This window comes from Rhizobium sp. SG_E_25_P2, assembly GCF_029892285.1.
GTDB lineage: Bacteria > Pseudomonadota > Alphaproteobacteria > Rhizobiales > Rhizobiaceae > Rhizobium_E.
In genome coordinates, this window is the sequence record NZ_JARXVM010000002.1 from 359,050 (window position 1) to 379,312 (window position 20,263).

Here is a 20,263-nt window from a genome sequence, read left to right on the forward strand (position 1 = left end):
TTCTTGTTTTTGCAGGTGATTCTCCTGTTCATTGGCTCCAACCCGACAAATTGAGGCCGCGCCATGACATTGGATGGACTGGGTCATTGAAAGTCTTGCTGTTGCGAAAATGCAACGAAGCCTGTTTTGACGGGTAGAAAATTCTAAAAATTAATGTGTGCTTTCGTTCTCTTGAAAAACTGATCCATTTTAGTCAAATTTGATGTTGTTTGCCGGATTCTTACGTAAATTTAGGAACCCGACCAAGCGTCAGTTTGCCGCAAGGCGCAATTGTAATCATGTCCATCGTGCATAGAATGCCTCCAACCTTGATCAGTGGGAGGATATCATGGGGAAAACAATGCTCCGCAAAGGCTTTTTAACGGTCATTTCAGCGGGTTTTATGTCGGGCGCGGCCTATGCGGGCGGCATCGAGCGTAACGGCTACAATATTGATCTGCTTTTCGATCCTTCCAATGTCGCGGTCGAGGGAACTGCAACTTATGTGACGCCGCATCGGACCTACGAGAACACCACGAATTACAGTGGCGTCGGCGGCACGGATCCCGATGTCCGCGACACCAAGGACTATTTCAACGGCAGCGTCGGCGTCAAAGCCCGCGTTGTCGAAGGCGTCGACTGCTTGGTTGATTACTCGCAGCCCTGGGGCGCCCATTCTGCGCCTGGCCTGGAATGGACCGGTTCGGGGGAAAATTCCGAGACCAAGATCAACAGCGACAACTACGGACTGACCTGCTCCTATAAATTTGACATGGGCAAGGGCCAGCTTCGCCTGATCGGCGGCGGCTTCTATCAGACGGTCGACGGCTTCAAGGAAAGCCTGGTGACGCCGGCAGAACTCGTGCCGGGATTTGATGGCACCGGTCGCCTGGATCTCGACTCGGATGGTTGGGGCTGGCGCGCGGGCGTCGCCTATGAAATTCCGGAATATGCGTTCCGCGCATCGTTGGTTTATAATAGCGAAGTGAAGCTCGACGAAATCACCGGCACGCTGGATATGTCGAATGTCTCGCCAGCGGTCGTGCCCAGCCTGGGCGGCGTCGTGTGGGATGTTTACGGCTCCACCAAGATGCCCGATTCGATCGAATTGTCGGTGCAGTCCGGCATCGCGCCCGATTGGCTCGCCTTCGGCAGCGTGAAGTGGACCGACTGGAGCCAACTCCAGACCATCCCCTTCTATCTCAAGGGTACGGACATCCAGGCAACGTCGCTCGACCTCTTCTATCGTGACGGCTGGACTGTCACAGGCGGCGTCGGCCATCAGTTCACCGAAAAGGTCTCGGGCGCGGTGTCGGTGACCTGGGATCGCGGAACGTCGCAGGGCTATGGTTCGCAGACCGACACCTGGTTGTTCGGCACGGGCGTGAACTTCGCGGCCACCAAGAATGTCGACATCAAGCTGTCGGGCGCGGTGGGTTGGATGAAATCCGGCTCGTCGGGAGCCTATGTCTACAATGGCGTCACCTATGGCGTCGAGAACGACTATGATTTCGGCACCGACTTTGTTGGCGCGATTTCCACCGGCATCAAGGTCAAGTTCTGAGCAGATCCAGCGGCGGATCGAGAGAAGCCCGGCTCCGGCCGGGCTTTTTCGCGTTAACATTCTGTTTGCGCGCGTGAGACAATTTGATGTGGCAGAGCGCGGTGTTTGTGGCATCTAGGACACCGACAGGAACTCAGCACTGGAATGACTATGACGAGACGCTATTTCGGCACTGACGGCATTCGCGGCCAGTCCAACAAATTTCCGATGACGCCGGATCTGGCCATGCGGGTCGGCATCGCCGCCGGAACGATCTTCCGCCGGGGCGGCCATCGGCATCGGGTGGTGATCGGCAAGGACACACGGCTATCAGGCTATATGCTGGAAAACGCGCTGGTTGCGGGTTTCACTGCAGCGGGTGTCGACGCGTTCGTTCTCGGCCCGATCCCGACGCCCGCTGTTGCCATGCTTACCCGCTCGCTGCGCTGCGATATCGGGGTGATGGTGTCGGCGTCGCACAACCCGTATCAGGACAACGGCATCAAGCTGTTTGGGCCGGACGGATATAAGCTGTCGGACGAGATCGAGGCGCAGATCGAGGCGCTGCTCGACAAGGACATTATCCCGCAACTCGCTGCAGCCGACGCCATCGGTCGCGCCAAGCGCGTCGATGGCGTGCATGACCGCTATATCGAATTCGCCAAACGCACGCTGCCGCGCGATGTGACGCTCAAAGGTCTGAGGGTAGCGATCGACTGCGCAAATGGCGCAGCCTACAAGGTCGCCCCGGCCGTGCTCTGGGAGCTCGGCGCGGAGGTGGTGACGATCGGCAATGAACCGAACGGCGTCAATATCAACGACCAGTGCGGCTCCACCCATCCCGATGCGCTGATCAAGAAGGTGCATGAAGTCCGGGCCGATATCGGCATCGCGCTCGATGGCGACGCCGACCGAGTGATCATCATCGATGAGAAGGGCAATATCGTCGATGGCGACCAGTTGATGGCGCTGATCGGCGAAACCTGGGCCAATGACGGCTTGCTGCGCGGCAAGGGGATTGTGGCGACGATTATGTCCAATCTCGGTCTTGAGCGCTTCATGCAGCAACGAGGCCTGCAACTGGCCCGCACCAAGGTCGGCGACCGCTATGTGGTCGAGCATATGCGCCAAAACGATTTCAATGTCGGCGGCGAGCAGTCGGGCCATATCGTGCTGTCTGATTTCGGCACGACGGGCGACGGGCTGGTTGCGGCCCTGCAGGTGCTGGCGGCCGTGCGCCGTCAGGGCAAAACTGTGAGCGAAGTCTGCCGCTGTTTCGAGCCCGCCCCGCAATTGCTCAAGAATGTCCGCTTCGAAGGCGGCAAGCCGCTTGAAGATCCGATTGTTCGCGATGCGATCGCGGATGCCGAAAGCGAACTTGCGGGACGTGGCCGGCTGGTGATTCGTCCGTCTGGAACCGAACCGCTGATCCGGGTGATGGCGGAGGGCGACGATGCGCTCCAGCTGGAGCGTATCGTCAATGGCCTCATCGATCTGATCGGACGCGTCAAGAACGCTGCTTGAAGCATTGTTTTGCGGATAATCTTCGAAATCCCGGCTGTTCTTCGCCGGGATTTTTTGTTTCTCCGCAATCGCTATTACCAGACATGGTAAACAGGCGTGGTTAAGCGCTATTTAACCTTTGCCATTCATTATCCAGTCACAGCACCCTCCCGAGGTCCATTGGGCCGGACCGGGTTATCTGGAGTTTGGATCATGAAAAAGCTTTTGACTTCCGCAGCCCTGATGCTGGCCTTCGCCGGCGCCGCATCGGCGGCAGACCTTTATACTCCCGATCCGCAGCCTGCCCCATACGAGCCGGTGCCGGTGGTGGAGACCAACGGCTGGTATATTCGCGGCGATGCGTCCTATGACGTGATGAACCTGCGCGGCGCCAAGTTCTACCAGGGTGGCAGCTCGCGCCGGATGGTGGACTTCCATGAAAGCGACATCGACAACACCGGCAATATCGGCGTCGGCGTCGGCTATCAGGTGAACGACCATTTCCGCGTCGACACCACGTTCGACTACCTGTTTTCGGCCGATTTCCGCGGCTCGACCACGGGCGGCGGCTCGGACTTCGGCGCCTGCACCGACACCTGCAAGTCGCGCGACGTCTCCGCCATGACCGCCTATAGCCTGATGGCAAACGCCTATGTCGATATCGGTCATTACGGCATGCTGACGCCTTATGTCGGCGCCGGCCTCGGCGGCACCTATGTCAAGTGGGACGATCTCAAGAACACCGCCTGCAGCGCCACCAATCCCGAGCTCTGCGACGACACCGTCACGCATAAGGGTAAGGGCAGCTGGCGTCTGACCTACGGCCTGATGCTCGGCACGGCTATCGACATCAACTGCAACCTCAAGGCCGATGTCGGCTATCGCTATCGCCGCGTCGATGACGGCGACATGTTCGGCTATAAGTCGAATGGCGGCCCGGGCAAGGACAAGGGCTTCGATATTCACGAAGCGCGCGCCGGCGTGCGCTACGCCTTTGGCGGCTGCGCCGAGCAGGCCTATCTGCCGCCGGCGGACATGCCCCAGCAGGAACAGCCGGTCTTCAAGTAAGCCTGGACGCCATCTTAAAAGCCGCCCTTCGGGGCGGCTTTCGCATTTCAGTCCCGCGCCTGCCGCGATAGCGCTGGGGATTATTTGGGAAGAACGCCGCATGGCCGACGAATCCACGCATGGCTATCCGTTCGATCCTTCTTATGGCTACAATCTGGCGCGCTTACGCGCCGTGGCGGCGCCGCCCGAGACAGAGGGTTTCGATCGTTTCTGGCGCGACCGCTATGCAAAGGCTGTGGCTGTCGATCCCAAGCCTGTTGTGTCGAAAAGCGCCGCCCGCCATGCGGATTGGAAGATCCTCGATATCCGTTTCCGCTCGACCGGCGGCTTCGAGCTGGGCGGTTGGCTGTGCCTGCCGAAACGCGGTCCGGTCCGGCGCGGTCTGGTGATCGGGCATGGCTATGGCGGCCGTGAGGCGCCCGATCTTGATTTTCCAGTCGAGGACGCGGCCCTGTTGTTTCCCTGCTTCAGGGGGCTGTCGCGCAGCGCCAAAGCCCCGATTTCCACTGATCCCAACTGGCATGTGCTGCACGATATCGACAAGCGCGACGCCTACATCATCGGCGGCTGCGTCGACGATGTCTGGGTTTCGGTGACGGCGCTCCTTCAGCTTTATCCCTGGCTCGACGGGCATATCGGCTATAGCGGCGTAAGCTTCGGCGGTGGGCTCGGTTGTTTCGCGCTCGCCCATGATCGGCGCATCGCCAGGGGACAGATCGAAGTTCCGACGTTTGGCGCGCAACCGCTTCGACTGAGTTTACCCAGCACGGGAAGCGCGCAGGGTCTGCAGGCTTACGCCAAGAATCATCCCGAGGTCTCGCAAACGCTGGCCTATTTCGACGCGGCGATCGCTGCGCGCCGCATCGCGCAACCGATGCTTTGCGCCGTCGCCCTGTTCGATCCCGCGGTGGCGCCGCCTTGCCAGTTCGCCATCGCCAATTCTTTGCAGAACGGTCATGAAATTTTCATCCTGCAAGCCGGGCATTTCGATTATCCTGACGCTCAGGAGGAGCAGGCAAAGCTCCGCAACAGGATCGGACGGTTTTTCGAGGACCTATGAACCGGGAATATCATCGCTGGCATAGTCCGCGTCTCGGGCGCGATATGGAACTGCTGATCTTCGGTCATGCTGGCGCGAAGGCGCTGATGTTTCCGACCCGCGAGGGACGGTTCTGGGAATATGAGCAGCTCGGCGTCGTCGCCAGTCTGGCCGACAAGATCGAAGCGGGTCAGATCCAGCTTTATTGTATCGAGGGACTGGCCCAGGAAACCCTTTATGACCGTTCCCGCTCGCCCGGTGAAAGGCTTCGCCGCTACCAGGCTTTCGAAAATTATGTGCTCGCCGAAGTCATGCCGCTGATGGCGCATCGCAACGGTCACGACTGCACCATGGCGGTCGGCTGCAGCCTCGGCGCGTTTCAGGCGGCAAGTCTCGCTTTCCGTCACCCGCAATATTTTCGCAAACTGGTGCTTCTCTCGGGCCGCTATGATCTGACGCTCAAAGTGGAAAGCTTCGGCGATCTGTTCGACGGCTATTATGATGAGGGCGTCTATTATCTCACGCCATCGCATTTCCTGCCGGGTCTCGAATGCGAGTGGCGGCTCGAATGCCTGCGGCGGATGGACATCATCGTGGCGGTCGGCGGCGAAGATCCGTTCCTCGACAACAACAGGCATTTGAGCCGGGTGCTGGAGGGCAAGGGCGTGCGTCATCAGATGCAGATATGGGACGGTCGCGCCCATCGCGGCGGCGCCTGGCGAAGAATGGCGCCGCTCTATGTATGACGGTCTGGGGCGACGATCGTCGTCCCAGACTTGTTCGTCGTTAATTGACCGGATGCAGTGTCACGGTCGCGCCGGCGGCGGCGACATTCAGTCCGAGCTGTCCTTCGACGCTGATGGGCTGAAGCTGGATCGAGCCTTCGGTGCCGCCCAGCAGCACATTGGCGCCGATGCCCGCGCCGACGGTGGCTTCGGCGGCCGCGCCGACATAGGTGCCGCCGAGCGAGCCGCGATGGTAGCCGGCAGTGGGGGCAATCACCGCCCAGACCATCTTGCCGCGCGTGGTGTAGCCGAGGTCGATGCCGAGCTTCTTGACATAACCCGAATAGCTGTCGCCGCGGGAGCCGCGCACTGAGCGGAAGGAGCAGTCAAGTTCCTTGGCGGAGCCGATCAGATAGCCCGCGCCCGAGCCGACGTCGCAGGAGAGATAGCCGATCTTGACGCCGCCGTGATGATCAGTCTCGGCCTGAACCTGCGGGGCTTCATCATAAGAGGTCATGTCCGCCGCCCGCGCCATGCCTGCAGCGGCGGAAAGAGCGGCGATCGCCGCGACGGTCGGGAGGATTTTCTTCATCATCGTTATTCTCCTCTGGGCGGGCGCTCGTCATTTGCCCCGCCGCAGCCTGTCAAAAACCGTTGATCCGCCGAAGCGGACGCTGAGCTAACGTTCCAGCAGGCGGATTGTTCGATCTTCATTGAGACTTTTCCGAGGCGGTGGCCGAAATCCTAACAAATCCTGAAGCGGCATGCTTAACGGCGTCTTAACCAGTCAGCGGCATAGTTGACGTCAAATCGCATCTTCGCCGCCCGTCGGCTGTCCGGAGACAGTTCATGTCCTTTGCTCTTCGCCTTGCCCTCGCATCCCTGCTCATGGCCTCCGCCGCCCCCGCGCTCGCCTTCGACCTGCCGCCGCCGGTCGACGCGCCGGAAATCGATGGGCCGATCTCCGACCCGGCTGGTTGGTATTTTCGTGGCGATATCGGCTACAATATCAAGCTCGACGCCGGCGATCCAACATACAGGACGTTCGACGCGGCAACGCAGACCTCGACCTCCAGCGGTTTCGACAAGAGCCGGATGGACCGTGATCCCGCTTTTTCCGCAGGCGTCGGCTATCAGTTCAACGATTTTCTGCGTAGCGACGTGACGCTCGACTATTTCAAGTCGACCCATAACGGCAAGAGCGACTGGACCAAGTGCACGGAAACGAATGAAAGCGCCAACGGCTATTGCCGCTACGATTCGCAGTCGGTTTCGGCGCTGTCGACGCTTGCCAACGCCTATGTCGATCTTGGCACCTACTGGGGGATGACGCCGTATGCCGGCGCGGGCGCGGGCGTCAGCTATGTGAAGTGGTCGAAAGTTTCGGGGAAACGGGGCTGCGTCGCTGATGATGATTCCGATTGCGGCGGTCTCGATTATTCCCACTCGACGGAAAACGGCGCCGACAGCTGGCGCTTTACCTATGCGCTGATGGCCGGCGCGTCCTATGACATCACCGACCGCATGAAGCTCGATCTTGGCTATCGCTTCTCGCAGATCGGCAGCGGCGACATGTTCTCCTTCAACGATCACGACGAATTCAACGGCGCCTTCGGAAACAGAGGGGAAGACGACGGCTTCACCCGGCACGAGATCCGCATGGGCGTGCGTGTTACCGGTTGGTAAGAGGCCGCGCCATTCACACGATATGAAGTTGGAGACCCGCCTTGCGAAAGGCGGGTCGTTGCTTGAATTGTTCCGGTTTCAGAATTCCCTGCCGATGAATCGGTCGAGCGAGAGCCGACCGCCGCCGAAGGCGGCGAATAAGAACGCCCCGCCAGTCCAGAAGAGCGATGCGAGCTCTGCTTTGGTCTGGACCTGTTCAAGGAATTTTGTGCCGCCATCGCCCAAGCGCTGCAGGCCTTCTGCGGTAAACAAGCCGTTGCCGCCCGCATTGACAATATCCAGGCCGGCTTGGGTCAGAAAAGCATGACCATAGGGGTGGGAGTAGTGGAACCACAGCGTGATTGCCAACATCACCGCATTGGCGAGGGCTAAGGGCCGCGTCAAGAGACCGAGAGCGATTAAAAGACCGCCGAAAAACTGCATGGCTGCGAGCACAGGCGACCAGAGCCAGCCGGGATAGAAACCCAAGCCTTCGACAAATCCGGACTGCGCGAGCGGGGCGACTATTTTTGGCCAGCCCTCGATCATCAACATGCCGCCAATGGCGATGCGAAAGGCCGTCCAGGCGAATGGTTCGGCAAAATCCGAATAGACATTGCGCATGAAGGGAAGAATGAACCGCGTCTCACGCGCCGCCGGTTGTGCAGGGATTGGGGAATAGGATGTTTGCAAAGTCATGATCGCCTCTTGGATCAATTGTCGCCGCAATGCTCTCTGAGCCTCCGGCGCCGTGTTGAAATCAATTGTTGAAACAGTCGAGGCCGGATCGGGATGATCCGGCTGAACAGGACTGTAGCGCGCCCGTCCGCAATTCCCTTGACGCGGATCAATAAGCCGTCCGCAGGCGCGATCCAAAAAAGACAAATCCTCTTCAAAAAACGACTTGACCCGACTCTGCCGCATCACTAAACACGGCGGCGGGACACCTCTCCCCAACGAGAGGCCATATACCTGGAAGGGTAGCTTATCATGGTAGAAAACGCCGCTCCGGCCGTTCGCCCGGCAAACTCGCACTTTTCTTCTGGCCCCTGCTCGAAGCGTCCGAACTGGTCGCTCGCCGCGCTCCAAGATGCAGCGCTGGGCCGCTCTCACCGTTCAAAACTTGGCAAGAACAAGCTCAAGCAGGCGATCGATCTCACCCGCGAAGTTCTCGCTGTCCCCGCCGATTACCGCATCGGCATCGTTCCTGCGTCCGACACCGGCGCGGTTGAGATGGCGCTGTGGTCGCTGCTCGGCGCGCGCGGCGTCGACATGGTCGCCTGGGAAAGCTTCGGCTCCGGCTGGGTCTCCGACGTCGTCAAGGAATTGAAGCTTGCCGATGTGCGCAAGTTTACCGCCGATTACGGCAAGATCGTCGATTTCGCTCAGGTCGATTTCAATCGTGACGTGGTGTTCACCTGGAACGGCACGACTTCCGGCGTGCGCGTCGCCAATGCCGATTTCATCCCTGCGGACCGCGAAGGCCTGACGATCTGCGACGCCACCTCGGCGGCGTTCGCGCAGAACCTCGATTTCGCAAAGCTCGACGTCGTCACCTTCTCCTGGCAGAAAGTGCTGGGCGGCGAGGGCGCGCATGGCGTGATCATCCTCAGCCCGCGCGCCGTGGCCCGGCTTGAAAGCTATGAGCCGGCCTGGCCACTGCCGAAGATCTTCCGCATGAGCAAAGGCGGCAAGCTGATCGAAGGCATTTTCCAGGGCGAAACGATCAACACGCCCTCCATGCTCTGCGTCGAAGACTATATCGACGCGCTGCTCTGGGCCAAGGAGATCGGCGGGCTCGGCGCGCTCATGGCGCGGGCCGACGCCAACGCCAAGGTGCTGTTCGACTTCTGCGACAAGAATCCGTGGCTCGCCAATCTGGCCGAAAAGGCAGAGACGCGCTCCAACACCTCCGTGTGCCTGAAGATCGTCGATCCCGAGGTTCTGGCGCTCGACGCCGCTGGACAGGCGGATTTCGCCAAGGGTGTGGCGGCGACGCTCGAGAAGGAAGGCGTGGCCGTCGATATCGGCGCGTACCGCGACGCTCCCTCGGGCCTGCGCATCTGGTGCGGCGCGACGATCGAAACCTCCGATGTCGAGGCGCTTGCGCCCTGGCTGACCTATGCTTTTGAAAAGCAGAAGGCCGGGCTCGCCGCCAAGGCCGCCTGATCCGATTTCCACGTCTTCCGCGCGATTCTGCGCGGAAGACGTCATGATCCCGACATTCCCCTTATTCTTTTTGAGGAGCCCATATCATGGCGCCACGCGTTCTCGTATCCGACGAACTCTCGGAAACCGCCGTCCAGATCTTCCGCGATCGCGGTGTTGAGGTCGATTTCCAGCCGCAACTCGGCAAGGACAAGGAAAAGCTCGCCGAAATCATCGGCAATTATGATGGTCTCGCCATCCGTTCGGCCACCAAGGCGACGGAAAAGCTGATTGCGGCTGCGACCAATCTGAAGGTCATCGGCCGCGCCGGCATCGGCGTCGACAATGTCGACATCCCCGCCGCCTCGCGTCGCGGCATCATCGTGATGAACACGCCATTCGGCAATTCCATCACCACCGCCGAGCACGCCATTGCGCTGATGTTCGCCGTTGCTCGCCAGCTTCCCGCCGCCGACACCTCCACCCAGGCGGGCAAGTGGGAAAAGTCCAAATTCATGGGCGTCGAAATCACCGGCAAGACGCTGGGCGTGATCGGCGCCGGCAATATCGGCTCGATCGTCTGCTCGCGGGCGCTGGGCCTCAAGATGCATGTGCTCGCCTACGACCCCTTCCTGTCGGCCGAGCGCGCCCAGGAAATGGGCGTCACCAAGGTCGAACTTGACGATCTCTTGGCGCAGGCCGATTTCATCACCCTGCATGTGCCGATGACCGACAAGACGCGCGGCATCCTGGGCAAGGATGCGCTGGCCAAGACCAAGCCGGGCGTGCGCATCATCAATTGCGCTCGCGGCGGTCTCGTCGATGAAGCTGCGCTCGCCGAAGCCATCAAATCCGGCCATGTCGCCGGCGCCGGTTTCGACGTGTTCGAAGTGGAGCCCGCAAAGGAAAGCCCGCTGTTCGGCCTTCCCAACGTGGTCTGCACGCCGCATCTCGGCGCGTCCACCACCGAAGCGCAGGAAAATGTGGCTCTGCAGGTTGCCGAGCAGATGTCGGACTATCTGGTGCACGGCGCCGTGTCGAACGCCATCAATATGCCGTCGATCACTGCCGATGAAGCGCCGCGCCTCAAGCCCTTCATTCGTCTCGCCGACGTGCTCGGCGCCTTCGTGGGTCAGGTCACCGACACTGCCATCAAGGAAATCGAGATCCTTTATGACGGCTCGACCGCGACGATGAACACCAAGGCGCTGACATCTGCACTGCTTGCGGGCCTGATCCGCAGCCAGGTCGCCGATGTCAACATGGTCTCTGCCCCGATCATGATCAAGGAAAAGGGCGTGATCCTGTCGGAGGCCAAGCGTGACAAGTCCGGCGTCTATGACGGCTATATCAAGCTGACCGTCACCACCGACAAGAACACCCGTTCGGTGGCCGGCACGGTGTTTTCCGATGGCAAGCCGCGCTTCATTCAGATCAAGGGCATCAACATGGACGCCGATGTCGGCGCCAACATGGTCTATATCTCCAACACCGACGTGCCCGGGATGATCGGCTTCATGGGCACGACCCTTGGCGCTGCGGGCGTCAACATCGCCAACTTCCAGCTTGGCCGCGACAAACAGGGCGGCGACGCCATCGCGTTGCTCTATGTCGACGAGCCGATCAAGGACGAGGTGATCGCCCAGCTGACCGCCAATCCGGCAATCCGTCAGGTGAAGCCACTGGTGTTCAACGTCGACTGATCCGCTCGAAACCCGATATTCAAGGGGCGCGGCCAATGCCGCGCCCCTTGGCGTTTTCACGTAGGTCAGGCCGTCGTCGCGAGCGTCGACCAGACGCCGCCGGACCAGACTTTGAGCGCGGCGGCGTCGACAAACCAGGCGAGCCAGCCCGGTCGGGGCGCATAAAACGCCCAGGCGTCGTCCTCGCGGGCGGCAATCGCGCCGCTCTTGCCGGCCCAGTCGCCAGTCGCCGAACTCGACACCCAATAACGATCGCCATTGGCGGGAGACGCGGGAGGCGCGCTGCGCGTATCCAAGATAGCCAGATGAATAATGCTGTCGAGCTTCTGCAGAGCTTCGTTATGGGTGATGTGTTTCTGGGCCTGTGACGACAGGATGAAAGGCAGGTCGAGATGGTTTGTCTGCTCGGTCACGGTCAAATCCTAACTTTTGGTTAACGGCAGGAAAGCCGTTCCATGCTAGGACAGGTTCAACAGGCGGGGATGCCGCAGACAAAAAAATTCAATAAAAAAGACCGGGACGAGCCCGGCCTCTTTGAAAACCCTATCGCCTGATGTCAGTGGCGATACTGCTGGATGCGCGTGGTGCGCAGCCCGGCGAGACCATGCTCGGAAATCGAGCTCTGCCAGGACAAGAACTCTTCCACCGTCAGAGTATAGCGTTCACAGGCTTCTTCAAGGCTCAACAGGCCGCCGCGCACGGCTGCAACCACTTCCGCCTTGCGGCGGATAACCCAGCGACGAGTATTGGAAGGCGGTAAATCCGCGATCGTCAATGGGCTGCCATCGGGGCCGATGACATATTTAACTCTTGGACGTATTGCTTCGGTCATTGGACTCTCTACACAAACAAAGACCATATGGGCGGTACTCTAGGACCCCACCTTTAAAATTTGCCTAAACGCTCCGGAAAAAATTTATGAAAAGCTTTGATAAATCAGCTCGGTTGCGGGCCGAGGGTCGGAAAGGCCTGTCGCTCCCGGCTTGTTGGCGCCTTATTTAGTTCCTATATCGCATCCGAATTTCATGCTAAATAGGGCTTTCAGACCCAGAGACAGCCTTTTCAGCGCAAGAGTAAACATCGTGAACAGCCTCGATTTCGATAAGCGTCCCGAAGACACCCGCGTGGTCGTCGCCATGTCCGGCGGCGTCGACTCGTCCGTTGTGGCGGGTCTTCTGGCGCGCGAGGGCTATGAGGTCATCGGCATCACGCTGCAGCTTTACGATCATGGCGCTGCCGTGCATCGGGCCGGCTCCTGCTGCGCGGGCCAGGATATCGACGATGCGCGCCGGGTCTGCGAAACGCTCGGCATTCCGCATTACGTGCTGGATTACGAGCGCCGCTTCAAGGAAACGGTGATCAATCCCTTCGCCGAAAGCTATGTCGCTGGCGAAACGCCGATCCCTTGCGTGGCCTGCAATCAGACGGTAAAATTTGCCGATCTGCTTTTGACCGCCAAGGAACTCGGCGCGGATGCGCTTGCCACCGGCCATTATATCCGTTCGGGCGCCAATCCCTCGCCCGACAATCCCGCCCGGCGGGCGCTGTATCGCCCGACGGATGCGGAGCGCGACCAGAGCTATTTCCTGTTCGCCACCACGCAGGATCAGATCGATTATCTGCGCTTTCCGCTCGGCGGCATGTCGAAGGCGGATGTGCGGGCGCTTGCAGCCGAGATGGGCCTGGTCGTCGCCGCCAAGGCCGACAGCCAGGACATCTGCTTCGTGCCGCAGGGCCGCTATAGCGACCTGATCACCAAATTGCGTCCGGACGCCAAACTCGGCGGCGAGATCGTCCATCTCGACGGCCGCGTGCTCGGCCAGCATGACGGCATCCTGCATTATACGATCGGCCAGCGGCGCGGCATCGGCGTCGCCACCGGCGAACCGCTCTACGTCGTGCATCTCGATGCCCGCAGCAAGCGGGTGATCGTGGGGCCGAAGGAAGCTCTGGATACACGGCGGATCTATCTGCGCGACATGAACTGGCTTGGAGACGCCTCCCTGACCGACATGGTCGGCGACGGCTTTGAATGTTTCGCCAAGGTGCGTTCGACGCGCCCGCCCAAGCCTGCGACGCTGCATGTCGACGCCACCGGCGTCTATGTCGATCTGCATGACGGCGAGCCGGGGCTCGCGCCCGGCCAGGCCTGCGCGCTCTATTCCGCGCCGGGCGAAGACGCCCGCGTTTATGGCGGCGGCTTCATCGACCGCTCTGAAAAAGATGCATCGTCGGAAGCGCTGCTGAAGCGGCTTCTGCAATCGGCCCAGGCGGCCTGAGCCTTGAATTGAAAAGGCTTTTCGAGGTTTTTTTGCCCTGCGGGCAGAAAGTCGCCGAAGGCGCTTGACAGGGGCGGAACCCGCTTCTATAAGCCGCGCCACGACGACGGGCAAAGCTCGAAGTCGCGTGTGGCGGGGTAGCTCAGGTGGTGAGAGCGTGGGATTCATAACCCCAAGGTCGGCGGTTCAAGTCCGCCCTCCGCTACCAAATATTCCAAGGTAGAGATAAGCCGGATGCATTTGCTCCGGCTTTTTTGTTGTTTTCCGTGGTTGCGTCTAGGCGCTTAACCGAACGATTCCTCTTGTCATTCATCCATATTTGAATAATCTATTTACTCATGAACTGAGTGGGCCGCTTCGGCTCGGGTGGAGGAGAGAATGCCTGAAATGATCGAGCCGCCGCTGGCGGGTCTCGTGGTCGTCGACATGAGCCAGTTTCTGTCGGGTCCCTATTGTTCGCTCAGACTTCTGGATCTCGGCGCGCGCGTGATCAAGATCGAGCGGCCCGATGGCGGCGATCTTTCGCGGCGGCTTTATCTCAGCGACACCGAGATCGGCGGCGATTCCACCATTTTCCATGCGATCAACCGGGGCAAGGAGAGCCTCGCGATCGACATGAAGAATCCGGCTGACCTCGACGCGCTGAAGGCGCTGATCGCCAAGGCCGATGTGGTGATCCAGAATTTCCGGCCGGGCGTGATCCAGCGTCTCGGGCTCGACTACGAGGCGGTGAAGGCGATCAATCCCGGCATCGTCTATGGCTCGATCTCGGGCTATGGCGAGGAGGGGCCTTGGGTGTCGCGGCCGGGGCAGGATCTGCTTGCCCAATCGCGTTCGGGCCTGATGTGGCTGAACGGCGATCATGATCAGGGGCCGGTGCCGTTTGGCCTCGCGGTCGGCGACATGCTGGCGGGCGCAGCGCTCTGCCAGGGACTGCTGGCGGCGCTGGTGCGGCGCGGGATTTCGGGCCGAGGCGCGCATGTCGAGACAAGCCTGCTCGAAGCGCTGGTGGATTTCCAGTTCGAAGTGCTGACCACCTATCTCAATGATGGCCGGCGCATGCCCAAACGCTCCGGCTTCCGCAGCGCGCATGCCTATCTCTCCGCTCCCTATGGCGTCTATCCCGCCCAGAACGGCTATCTGGCGCTGGCGATGACGCCGATCGGCAAGATCGAGACCCTGCTCGGCATTCCCGAACTCGCCGCCTTCAGCGACAATCCCTCCAGCTGGTTCACCGAGCGCGACGACATCAAGAAGCTGATCGCGGCCCGCATCGCCACCGGCACGGTCGAACATTGGCTGTCGCTGCTCGAGCCTGCCGACATCTGGTGCGCCAAGGTGCTGGACTGGGACGAATTGATGGAGCATGAAGGCTTCCAGACGCTCGACATGCTGCAGACGGTGACCCGCGAGGACGCCGTCTCCATACTCACCACCTCGTCGCCGCTCCGGGTCAACGGCCAGCGCCCGCATGGCGATCGCGCCGCCCCCCGGATCGGCGAACATTCGGACAGGATCCGCAAGGAGTTCAATCTATGACCATCACGCTCAGGGGCATGACCTGGAGCCATCCGCGCGGCTACGACCCGATGGTGGCGTCATCCGCGCTCTATCTCCAGCAAAAGGGCGTCGAGATTGTCTGGGACAAGCGCTCGCTGCAGGATTTCGAATCCTTCCCGGTCGAAGAACTGGCCCGCGCCTATGACCTGATCGTCATCGATCATCCGCATGTCGGCCAGATCACCGCAGAAAATTGCCTCGCGCCATTGGACATCGACGGCCGCGAACAGGAATTCGACGCCATGGCCGAGGCGTCTGTCGGCGAATCCTTCCGCAGCTACAATTGGCAGGGCCGGCAATGGGCCTTTCCGATCGACGCCGCCGCCCAGGTCCAGGCCTTCCGCGAGGATCTCGCCGATGCGGTGGAGACGCTGGACGAGGTGTTCGAGCTGGCGGAGCAGGGCGGGGTGATGCTGCCGCTCAAGCCGCCGCATTCGCTGATGACCTTCTACACGCTCTGCGCCAATATGATGAGCCCGTGCTCGACGGCCAAGGGCGACCTGATCGACGAGGAAACCGGGCTTGCCGCCTATACGGTGCTTTCCGAGCTCGTCGCGCTGATCGATCCCGCCTGTTTCGATATGGACCCGATCGCGGTGTCGGAAAAGATGGCCGAGGCCGACAGCGTGATTGCCTGCGCGCCTTATATCTATGGCTATGTCTCCTATGCGCTCGACGGCTTCCGGCCCAATCCGCTGTCGTTCACCGATATTCCCGAAGCGGGCGTGATCGGGCCTGCCGGCTCCGCGCTCGGCGGCACCGGCATCGCCGTGTCGGCTTTCTCCAGCAACAAGGACGCGGCGATCGACTTTGCCTATTGGGTGGCGTCGGCCGAGATCCAGAAGGGCGTCTATGCCGCGTCCGGCGGCCAGCCCGGACATGCCGACGCCTGGGAAGACGAGGGTGTCAACGAAAAGACCTTCGGCTTCTACGACAATACCCGTCCGACGCTGGAAGGCGCCTGGGTTCGGCCGCGACACAACGGCTATATGGCGTTCCAACATGCGGCGTCGGAGCGGATCAACAAGGGGCTGAAGGCGGGCGAGGACGGCAAGATCGTGGTCGCCGATCTCAACCGGCTGTTCCGCGACAGTTTTCTCTGAGACATGCCCACAGATCTGACGAAGCCGCCGCGACGCTCGCGGCGGCTTTGCTGTCCGTTGATCAGGCGTCCGGGCGCTGGCCCGAGCGGTAGCGCACCGTCTGGATATGCTCGCAATAGAGGACGAGTTCTCCTTCGCCCTTGAACACTTCGTAGGAGGCGCGGATCAGGCCGAGTTGGTCATATTTCGGCTCTTTGCCGAGATTGGTGCGGATCGTGTAGATCGTGTCGCCGATGAACACCGGCTTGATGAAGCGCAGCCGGTCATAGCCATAGGAAAAGGCGTTGACGCAGTTGGTTGCCACCAGACCCAGGCCGGCCGAGAACACGAAGGCCCCGGCCACCAGCCGACGGCCGAACATGCCCTCGGTCTCGGCGAAGATCTGGTCGCCGACATAAGGATGCATGTCGAGCACCAGCGCGTTGAACTGCATGGATTCTCCTTCCGAGATCGTTCGCCTGAGCGAGCGGATCTTGTGGCCGATCTCGAAATCCTCGTAAAACCAGTTCTCAGCGTTCCACACCGGCAGATCGGCGTGATCGGCCGGCATGGTGCGGGGATGCGTGCTTTCGACGCCAACGGTCGGGGAGGGCGCCATGGTTTTCAGGCTCCCAACCGCCAGATGCGGCGGGCATTGCCGCTTAGCAGCTTGGCCTTGTCCTCGGCGCTGACGCCTTCCAGCAGCGCATGCGTGGCCGCGACCCAGGTTGAAAGCGTGCCGGCCAGCGTGCAGACCGGCCAGTCGCTGCCCCAGACCATGCGGTCGAAGCCGAAGCTGCCGATCGTATGCTCGGCATAGGGCCTGATGTCGTCGAGTGTCCAGGTTTCGGTATCGGTATAGGCGACGATGCCGGAGAGCTTGCCGGTGATGTTGGGGCGCTTGGCGATCTCGGTCATTTCGGCTCGCCAGAGATCATAGCCGCCGCCCTTGATGTCGGGCACGCCGCAATGATCGAGAATGAACTGCACATCGGGATTGAGATCGGCGAGCGCCGCCGCCTTCTTCAGCTGGTGTGGCTTGACCACCAGATCGAAGGTCAGGCCGGTGCCTTTGAGGCGGCTGATATTGTCGCGAAAGACCGCGCCTTCGGAGAGTTCGTCCGGCATCACATGCAGCACGCGCCGGAAGCCCTTGATGACGGGGTTCTCGCGGGCGCGATCGAGATAGGCGGCGAAATCGGCATGCTCAGGCCGGCAGGCGGCGATGGCGCCGACCAGCAGCGAACCGTCGCGGGCGGCGACGGATGCGACATAATCGCTTTCTTTCTCGATATCCTCTTCCGCGACATCGACTTCCATATGCAGCACGGACTCGATGCCGAGCCGGCGGGCTTCGCGGGCATAGTCTTCATAAAGCGCATCGCGGTTCAGCGGGCCGGCGCCGGCCAGCCAGGGATAGGAAAGCGCCTGCTGGTCGACGATATGCAGATGGGTGTCGATGATCATACTGTCCTCCTCCACCGGCCTCGCCGGCTCCTCCGTCTGGCCGGCCCAATGTCAGCCGATTTCGAGACCGGCCGCTTTTGAAATCTCCTGGCTCGTTTCGAGCAGCAGCGCGATGGTCGCTTCCATATCCGGCGCTTCGGCATTCCTGATCGGCACGTAAGGCGTGGTCAGCGCCGCGATTGCGCGGCCATCCACCCCAATCACCGGCACAGACAGGTTGGTGACCGAGGCTGTCTGCAGGCTGGGCATGATCTCATAGCCGCGGGCGCGGACAGCCTCCAGCTTGGCGTCGAATTCGGGGCTTTTGTCGGCGCGGCCGCCATTGTCTTCATGTTCCCGCAGCATGACCGCACGCTCCTCGGGCGAGCGGAAGGCGAGCAGGATATGGCCCGAGCCGGTGTCGATCATGTCGATATGGGCACCTAAACGAAGCGACAGGCCCCAATAGCCCGGCGCTTCCTGCTGGGCGATGACGACGGCGGCGCCGCGATCGAACACGACGAGGTGATTGGCCTGGCGGCTCTTTTCCGCGAGTTCGCGCATCAGCGGCATGGCGTAGGAAACAAGACGGCGAACGGGGGCATGCATATGGGCAAGGCCGAACAGCTTCAGCGATAGCGCATAGCGATCGCCGTCGATGCGCGTCACATAGCCCCGCTTCACGAGACGGTCGAGCATGCGGTAATGTTCATTGGCGTTGCGGTCCATGCGCTTGGCGATTTCCGCTTGCGTCAGGCCGCCATCGACGCCGGCGAGCAGTTCGAGAATGTCGAGCCCCTTGTCGAGCGCGGGCGCCCGGTAGCGGTCATCGTCTAAGGCTTCCTTGGCCAATGCATCCTCCAGAACAAGATGAGGTTTTGTAGACCAGCGATGTGACCTTGACAATATGTGAATAATCTCTTCATATGTGAATGACGCAAGGGAGGAGCATCATGAACAACCGGGAAGGGCTGGCGCGCGGATGCGCCGGATCGATCCATGACGTTTGACCCGAAAGCGCTGTCGCAAACCTGGCCGCTGCCATCAAACCCCCGACCGATCGTCACTTTCGGCGCGGGCTCGATCGTCGGCGACGCGCATTTCCCCGCCTATCGCAAGGCCGGTCTGCCGGTGGCGGGATTATATGATCCCGACCTCGAAAAAGCCAAGGCTCTGGCGGAAAAATGGGGCGTTACCGCTTACGCTTCCGCTGACGAAGCCGCCGCTGTCGACGGCGCTATCTTCGATCTTGCCACGCCGCCTGCCGCGCATTGCGCCGTGCTGGAAAAACTGCCTGAAGGCGCGGGCGTGCTGATCCAGAAGCCGATGGGCGCGGATCTCGCCGCCGCCACCGAGATCCTCGACATTTGCCGTGAGCGCAATCTGAAGGCGGTGGTGAATTTCCAGCTGCGATTCGCGCCGATGATGCTGGCGCTGAAAGACGCCATCGCCAAGGGCTGGCTGGGCGAGGTGGTGGATGTCGACGCTTGGCTGGCGCTCGATACGCCATGGTCGCTCTGGGCCTTCCTCAAAGGCCTGCCGCGCATCGAGATGACCATGCATTCGATCCATTATCTCGACCTGATCCGGCAATTGCTCGGCGATCCCCAGGGCGTTCACGCCAAGTCGATCGGCCATCCCAGCCATGACATGGCGCAGACCCGGACTTCGGCGATCCTCGATTACGGCGATAGAGTGCGCTGCGCGCTCAGCATCAATCACGACCACCGTTTTGGCCGCAAGCATCAGGCCTGTGAATTCCGCATCTCCGGTACGGAAGGCGCGGCTTACCTTCAGCTGGGCGTGAATCTCAACTATCCCGAAGGCGAACCAGACATTTTGGAGATCTATCCCAAGGGCGGCGACGGCTGGGTGAACGTGCCGCTTGAGGGCAAATGGTTCCCCGACGCCTTTGTCGGCCGCATGGCCAATCTGCAGCGCTTCGTCGCGGGCGAGGATCAGGAGCTTGTCAGCTCCGTCGAGGATGGCTGGCTGACCATGGCTTTGGTCGAGGCCGCCTATCAATCCTCTGGCGCCCCCGCCACCCCCATAGCCGGGAGACCCTGATGGAACAGGAAATTTTCTTCGAAGACTATCAGCTCGGTCACGTCAGGCTTACCACCGGGCGGACGATCACCGAGACGGATTTCGTCGTCCATGCCGGCCATACCGGCGATTTCTTTCCGCATCACATGGATGCGGAATTCGCGAAAACACTGCCATTCGGCCAGCGCATCGCCCATGGCACCATGGTGTTTTCCATCGGCGTGGGGCTTACGGCAAGCCTTATCAATCCCGTCGCTTTCTCTTATGGTTACGACAGGCTGCGCTTCATCCGCCCCGTTTTCATCGGCGACACGATCAAGACGCGGGTGACGATCGCGGCCAAGGAGGATGATCCGAAGCGGAAGGATGCGGGCCGGGTGATCGAGCGCTGCGAGGTGGTCAACCAGCGCGGCGAAGTCGTGCTCGCGGCCGATCATATTCTCATCGTCGAGCGGCGCGCAAAGACTGCTTGAGATG

20 protein-coding genes and 1 tRNA gene are annotated in these 20,263 nt (G+C 60.9%); 14 read left to right on the forward strand and 7 right to left on the reverse strand.

Going from position 1 to position 20,263, the window contains the following annotated elements; genetic code table 11:
- Positions 1-328: 328 nt before the first annotated feature.
- The 5 genes from M2360_RS05635 to M2360_RS05655 all read left to right on the forward strand — a co-directional run bounded on the left by M2360_RS05635 (position 329) and on the right by M2360_RS05655 (position 5,878).
- Positions 329-1,543 carry an OmpP1/FadL family transporter gene (locus M2360_RS05635; protein ID WP_280773446.1) on the forward strand — a complete coding sequence of 405 codons (1,215 nt, stop codon included), beginning with the start codon at positions 329-331 and terminating at the stop codon, positions 1,541-1,543.
- Positions 1,544-1,693: 150 nt separating this feature from the next.
- Entirely contained in the window at positions 1,694-3,046 is a 1,353-nt protein-coding gene (gene glmM, locus M2360_RS05640) for a phosphoglucosamine mutase (protein WP_280773448.1), read from the forward strand.
- A gap of 192 nt (positions 3,047-3,238) precedes the next feature.
- Entirely contained in the window at positions 3,239-4,093 is an 855-nt protein-coding gene (locus tag M2360_RS05645) for a porin family protein (protein ID WP_280773450.1), read from the forward strand.
- A gap of 100 nt (positions 4,094-4,193) precedes the next feature.
- Complete coding sequence (locus tag M2360_RS05650) at positions 4,194-5,153, forward strand: acetylxylan esterase (RefSeq protein WP_280773451.1); 960 nt, start codon at positions 4,194-4,196, stop codon at positions 5,151-5,153.
- The gene (locus M2360_RS05655) at positions 5,150-5,878 is read left to right on the forward strand and encodes an alpha/beta hydrolase-fold protein (RefSeq protein WP_280773453.1); all 729 of its coding nucleotides are present in this window, start codon (positions 5,150-5,152) and stop codon (positions 5,876-5,878) included. Before M2360_RS05650 ends, M2360_RS05655 begins: the two co-directional genes overlap by 4 nt.
- Before the next feature lie 40 nt (positions 5,879-5,918).
- Here the strand turns inward: M2360_RS05655 and M2360_RS05660 are convergent, their stop codons facing one another.
- Positions 5,919-6,452, reverse strand: coding sequence for a DUF992 domain-containing protein (locus tag M2360_RS05660; RefSeq protein ID WP_280773455.1), 534 nt, complete (start codon positions 6,450-6,452; stop codon positions 5,919-5,921).
- 254 nt (positions 6,453-6,706) lie between these two features.
- Between M2360_RS05660 and M2360_RS05665 the strand changes: the two genes are divergently transcribed.
- The gene (locus M2360_RS05665; protein ID WP_280773456.1) at positions 6,707-7,543 is read left to right on the forward strand and encodes a porin family protein; all 837 of its coding nucleotides are present in this window, start codon (positions 6,707-6,709) and stop codon (positions 7,541-7,543) included.
- Positions 7,544-7,621: 78 nt separating this feature from the next.
- On the opposite strand, the gene M2360_RS05670 is transcribed toward M2360_RS05665, so the two are convergent.
- A complete protein-coding gene (locus tag M2360_RS05670; RefSeq protein ID WP_280773601.1) occupies positions 7,622-8,446 on the reverse strand; it encodes a DoxX family protein in 825 nt (274 codons plus the stop codon).
- 66 nt (positions 8,447-8,512) lie between these two features.
- Between M2360_RS05670 and M2360_RS05675 the strand changes: the two genes are divergently transcribed.
- Positions 8,513-9,691, forward strand: a complete 1,179-nt coding sequence (locus M2360_RS05675) for a phosphoserine transaminase (protein ID WP_280773458.1) — start codon at positions 8,513-8,515, stop codon at positions 9,689-9,691.
- 86 nt (positions 9,692-9,777) lie between these two features.
- On the forward strand, positions 9,778-11,373 hold the full coding sequence (serA, locus tag M2360_RS05680) for a phosphoglycerate dehydrogenase (RefSeq protein ID WP_280773460.1): 1,596 nt from the start codon (positions 9,778-9,780) through the stop codon (positions 11,371-11,373).
- A 65-nt stretch (positions 11,374-11,438) separates the two neighbouring features.
- Here the strand turns inward: serA and M2360_RS05685 are convergent, their stop codons facing one another.
- Both M2360_RS05685 and M2360_RS05690 read right to left on the reverse strand, forming a co-directional pair.
- Positions 11,439-11,786: a DUF2793 domain-containing protein gene (locus tag M2360_RS05685; RefSeq protein ID WP_280773462.1), complete on the reverse strand. Its 348-nt coding sequence runs from the start codon at positions 11,784-11,786 to the stop codon at positions 11,439-11,441.
- A 143-nt stretch (positions 11,787-11,929) separates the two neighbouring features.
- Positions 11,930-12,205, reverse strand: coding sequence for a DUF1153 domain-containing protein (locus tag M2360_RS05690; protein ID WP_137154728.1), 276 nt, complete (start codon positions 12,203-12,205; stop codon positions 11,930-11,932).
- 250 nt (positions 12,206-12,455) lie between these two features.
- On the opposite strand from M2360_RS05690, the gene mnmA reads away from it, so the two are divergent.
- The 4 genes from mnmA (at position 12,456) to M2360_RS05710 (ending at position 16,315) form a co-directional block, all read left to right on the forward strand.
- The gene (gene mnmA / locus M2360_RS05695) at positions 12,456-13,652 is read left to right on the forward strand and encodes a tRNA 2-thiouridine(34) synthase MnmA (RefSeq protein ID WP_280773464.1); all 1,197 of its coding nucleotides are present in this window, start codon (positions 12,456-12,458) and stop codon (positions 13,650-13,652) included.
- Positions 13,653-13,783: 131 nt separating this feature from the next.
- Positions 13,784-13,860 (forward strand) — tRNA-Met (locus M2360_RS05700).
- A 170-nt stretch (positions 13,861-14,030) separates the two neighbouring features.
- Entirely contained in the window at positions 14,031-15,191 is a 1,161-nt protein-coding gene (locus M2360_RS05705) for a CaiB/BaiF CoA-transferase family protein (RefSeq protein WP_280773466.1), read from the forward strand.
- A complete protein-coding gene (locus M2360_RS05710; RefSeq protein WP_280773467.1) occupies positions 15,188-16,315 on the forward strand; it encodes an extracellular solute-binding protein in 1,128 nt (375 codons plus the stop codon). Before M2360_RS05705 ends, M2360_RS05710 begins: the two co-directional genes overlap by 4 nt.
- Positions 16,316-16,376: 61 nt before the next feature.
- On the opposite strand, the gene M2360_RS05715 is transcribed toward M2360_RS05710, so the two are convergent.
- From M2360_RS05715 to M2360_RS05725, 3 genes are read right to left on the reverse strand one after another with little or no spacing between them, the layout of a single operon-like run.
- Positions 16,377-16,913 (reverse strand): MaoC family dehydratase, encoded by a 537-nt coding sequence (locus M2360_RS05715; RefSeq protein ID WP_137154733.1) that lies wholly within the window; start codon positions 16,911-16,913, stop codon positions 16,377-16,379.
- 5 nt (positions 16,914-16,918) lie between these two features.
- Positions 16,919-17,761 carry an amidohydrolase gene (locus M2360_RS05720; RefSeq protein ID WP_280773469.1) on the reverse strand — a complete coding sequence of 281 codons (843 nt, stop codon included), beginning with the start codon at positions 17,759-17,761 and terminating at the stop codon, positions 16,919-16,921.
- Between the two features lie 51 nt (positions 17,762-17,812).
- Positions 17,813-18,592, reverse strand: a complete 780-nt coding sequence (locus M2360_RS05725) for an IclR family transcriptional regulator (RefSeq protein WP_280773471.1) — start codon at positions 18,590-18,592, stop codon at positions 17,813-17,815.
- 147 nt (positions 18,593-18,739) lie between these two features.
- Here M2360_RS05725 and M2360_RS05730 point away from each other — a divergent pair, with 147 nt between their 5' ends.
- Entirely contained in the window at positions 18,740-19,807 is a 1,068-nt protein-coding gene (locus M2360_RS05730; RefSeq protein WP_280773473.1) for a Gfo/Idh/MocA family oxidoreductase, read from the forward strand.
- On the forward strand, positions 19,804-20,259 hold the full coding sequence (locus tag M2360_RS05735; RefSeq protein ID WP_280773603.1) for a MaoC/PaaZ C-terminal domain-containing protein: 456 nt from the start codon (positions 19,804-19,806) through the stop codon (positions 20,257-20,259). Before M2360_RS05730 ends, M2360_RS05735 begins: the two co-directional genes overlap by 4 nt.
- Positions 20,260-20,263 lie beyond the last annotated feature (4 nt).

What these genes read in the sequence shown, in the direction of transcription:
- M2360_RS05635 (WP_280773446.1), top strand. Translation starts at nt 329, where the DNA reads ATGGGGAAAACAATGCTCCGCAAAGGCTTTTTAACGGTCATTTCAGCG.
- glmM (WP_280773448.1), top strand. Translation starts at nt 1,694, where the DNA reads ATGACGAGACGCTATTTCGGCACTGACGGCATTCGCGGCCAGTCCAAC.
- M2360_RS05645 (WP_280773450.1), top strand. Translation starts at nt 3,239, where the DNA reads ATGAAAAAGCTTTTGACTTCCGCAGCCCTGATGCTGGCCTTCGCCGGC.
- M2360_RS05650 (WP_280773451.1), top strand. Translation starts at nt 4,194, where the DNA reads ATGGCCGACGAATCCACGCATGGCTATCCGTTCGATCCTTCTTATGGC.
- M2360_RS05655 (WP_280773453.1), top strand. Translation starts at nt 5,150, where the DNA reads ATGAACCGGGAATATCATCGCTGGCATAGTCCGCGTCTCGGGCGCGAT.
- M2360_RS05660 (WP_280773455.1), bottom strand. Translation starts at nt 6,452, where the DNA reads ATGATGAAGAAAATCCTCCCGACCGTCGCGGCGATCGCCGCTCTTTCC.
- M2360_RS05665 (WP_280773456.1), top strand. Translation starts at nt 6,707, where the DNA reads ATGTCCTTTGCTCTTCGCCTTGCCCTCGCATCCCTGCTCATGGCCTCC.
- M2360_RS05670 (WP_280773601.1), bottom strand. Translation starts at nt 8,446, where the DNA reads ATGCGGCAGAGTCGGGTCAAGTCGTTTTTTGAAGAGGATTTGTCTTTT.
- M2360_RS05675 (WP_280773458.1), top strand. Translation starts at nt 8,513, where the DNA reads ATGGTAGAAAACGCCGCTCCGGCCGTTCGCCCGGCAAACTCGCACTTT.
- serA (WP_280773460.1), top strand. Translation starts at nt 9,778, where the DNA reads ATGGCGCCACGCGTTCTCGTATCCGACGAACTCTCGGAAACCGCCGTC.
- M2360_RS05690 (WP_137154728.1), bottom strand. Translation starts at nt 12,205, where the DNA reads ATGACCGAAGCAATACGTCCAAGAGTTAAATATGTCATCGGCCCCGAT.
- M2360_RS05705 (WP_280773466.1), top strand. Translation starts at nt 14,031, where the DNA reads ATGCCTGAAATGATCGAGCCGCCGCTGGCGGGTCTCGTGGTCGTCGAC.
- M2360_RS05710 (WP_280773467.1), top strand. Translation starts at nt 15,188, where the DNA reads ATGACCATCACGCTCAGGGGCATGACCTGGAGCCATCCGCGCGGCTAC.
- M2360_RS05715 (WP_137154733.1), bottom strand. Translation starts at nt 16,913, where the DNA reads ATGGCGCCCTCCCCGACCGTTGGCGTCGAAAGCACGCATCCCCGCACC.
- M2360_RS05720 (WP_280773469.1), bottom strand. Translation starts at nt 17,761, where the DNA reads ATGATCATCGACACCCATCTGCATATCGTCGACCAGCAGGCGCTTTCC.
- M2360_RS05730 (WP_280773473.1), top strand. Translation starts at nt 18,740, where the DNA reads ATGACGTTTGACCCGAAAGCGCTGTCGCAAACCTGGCCGCTGCCATCA.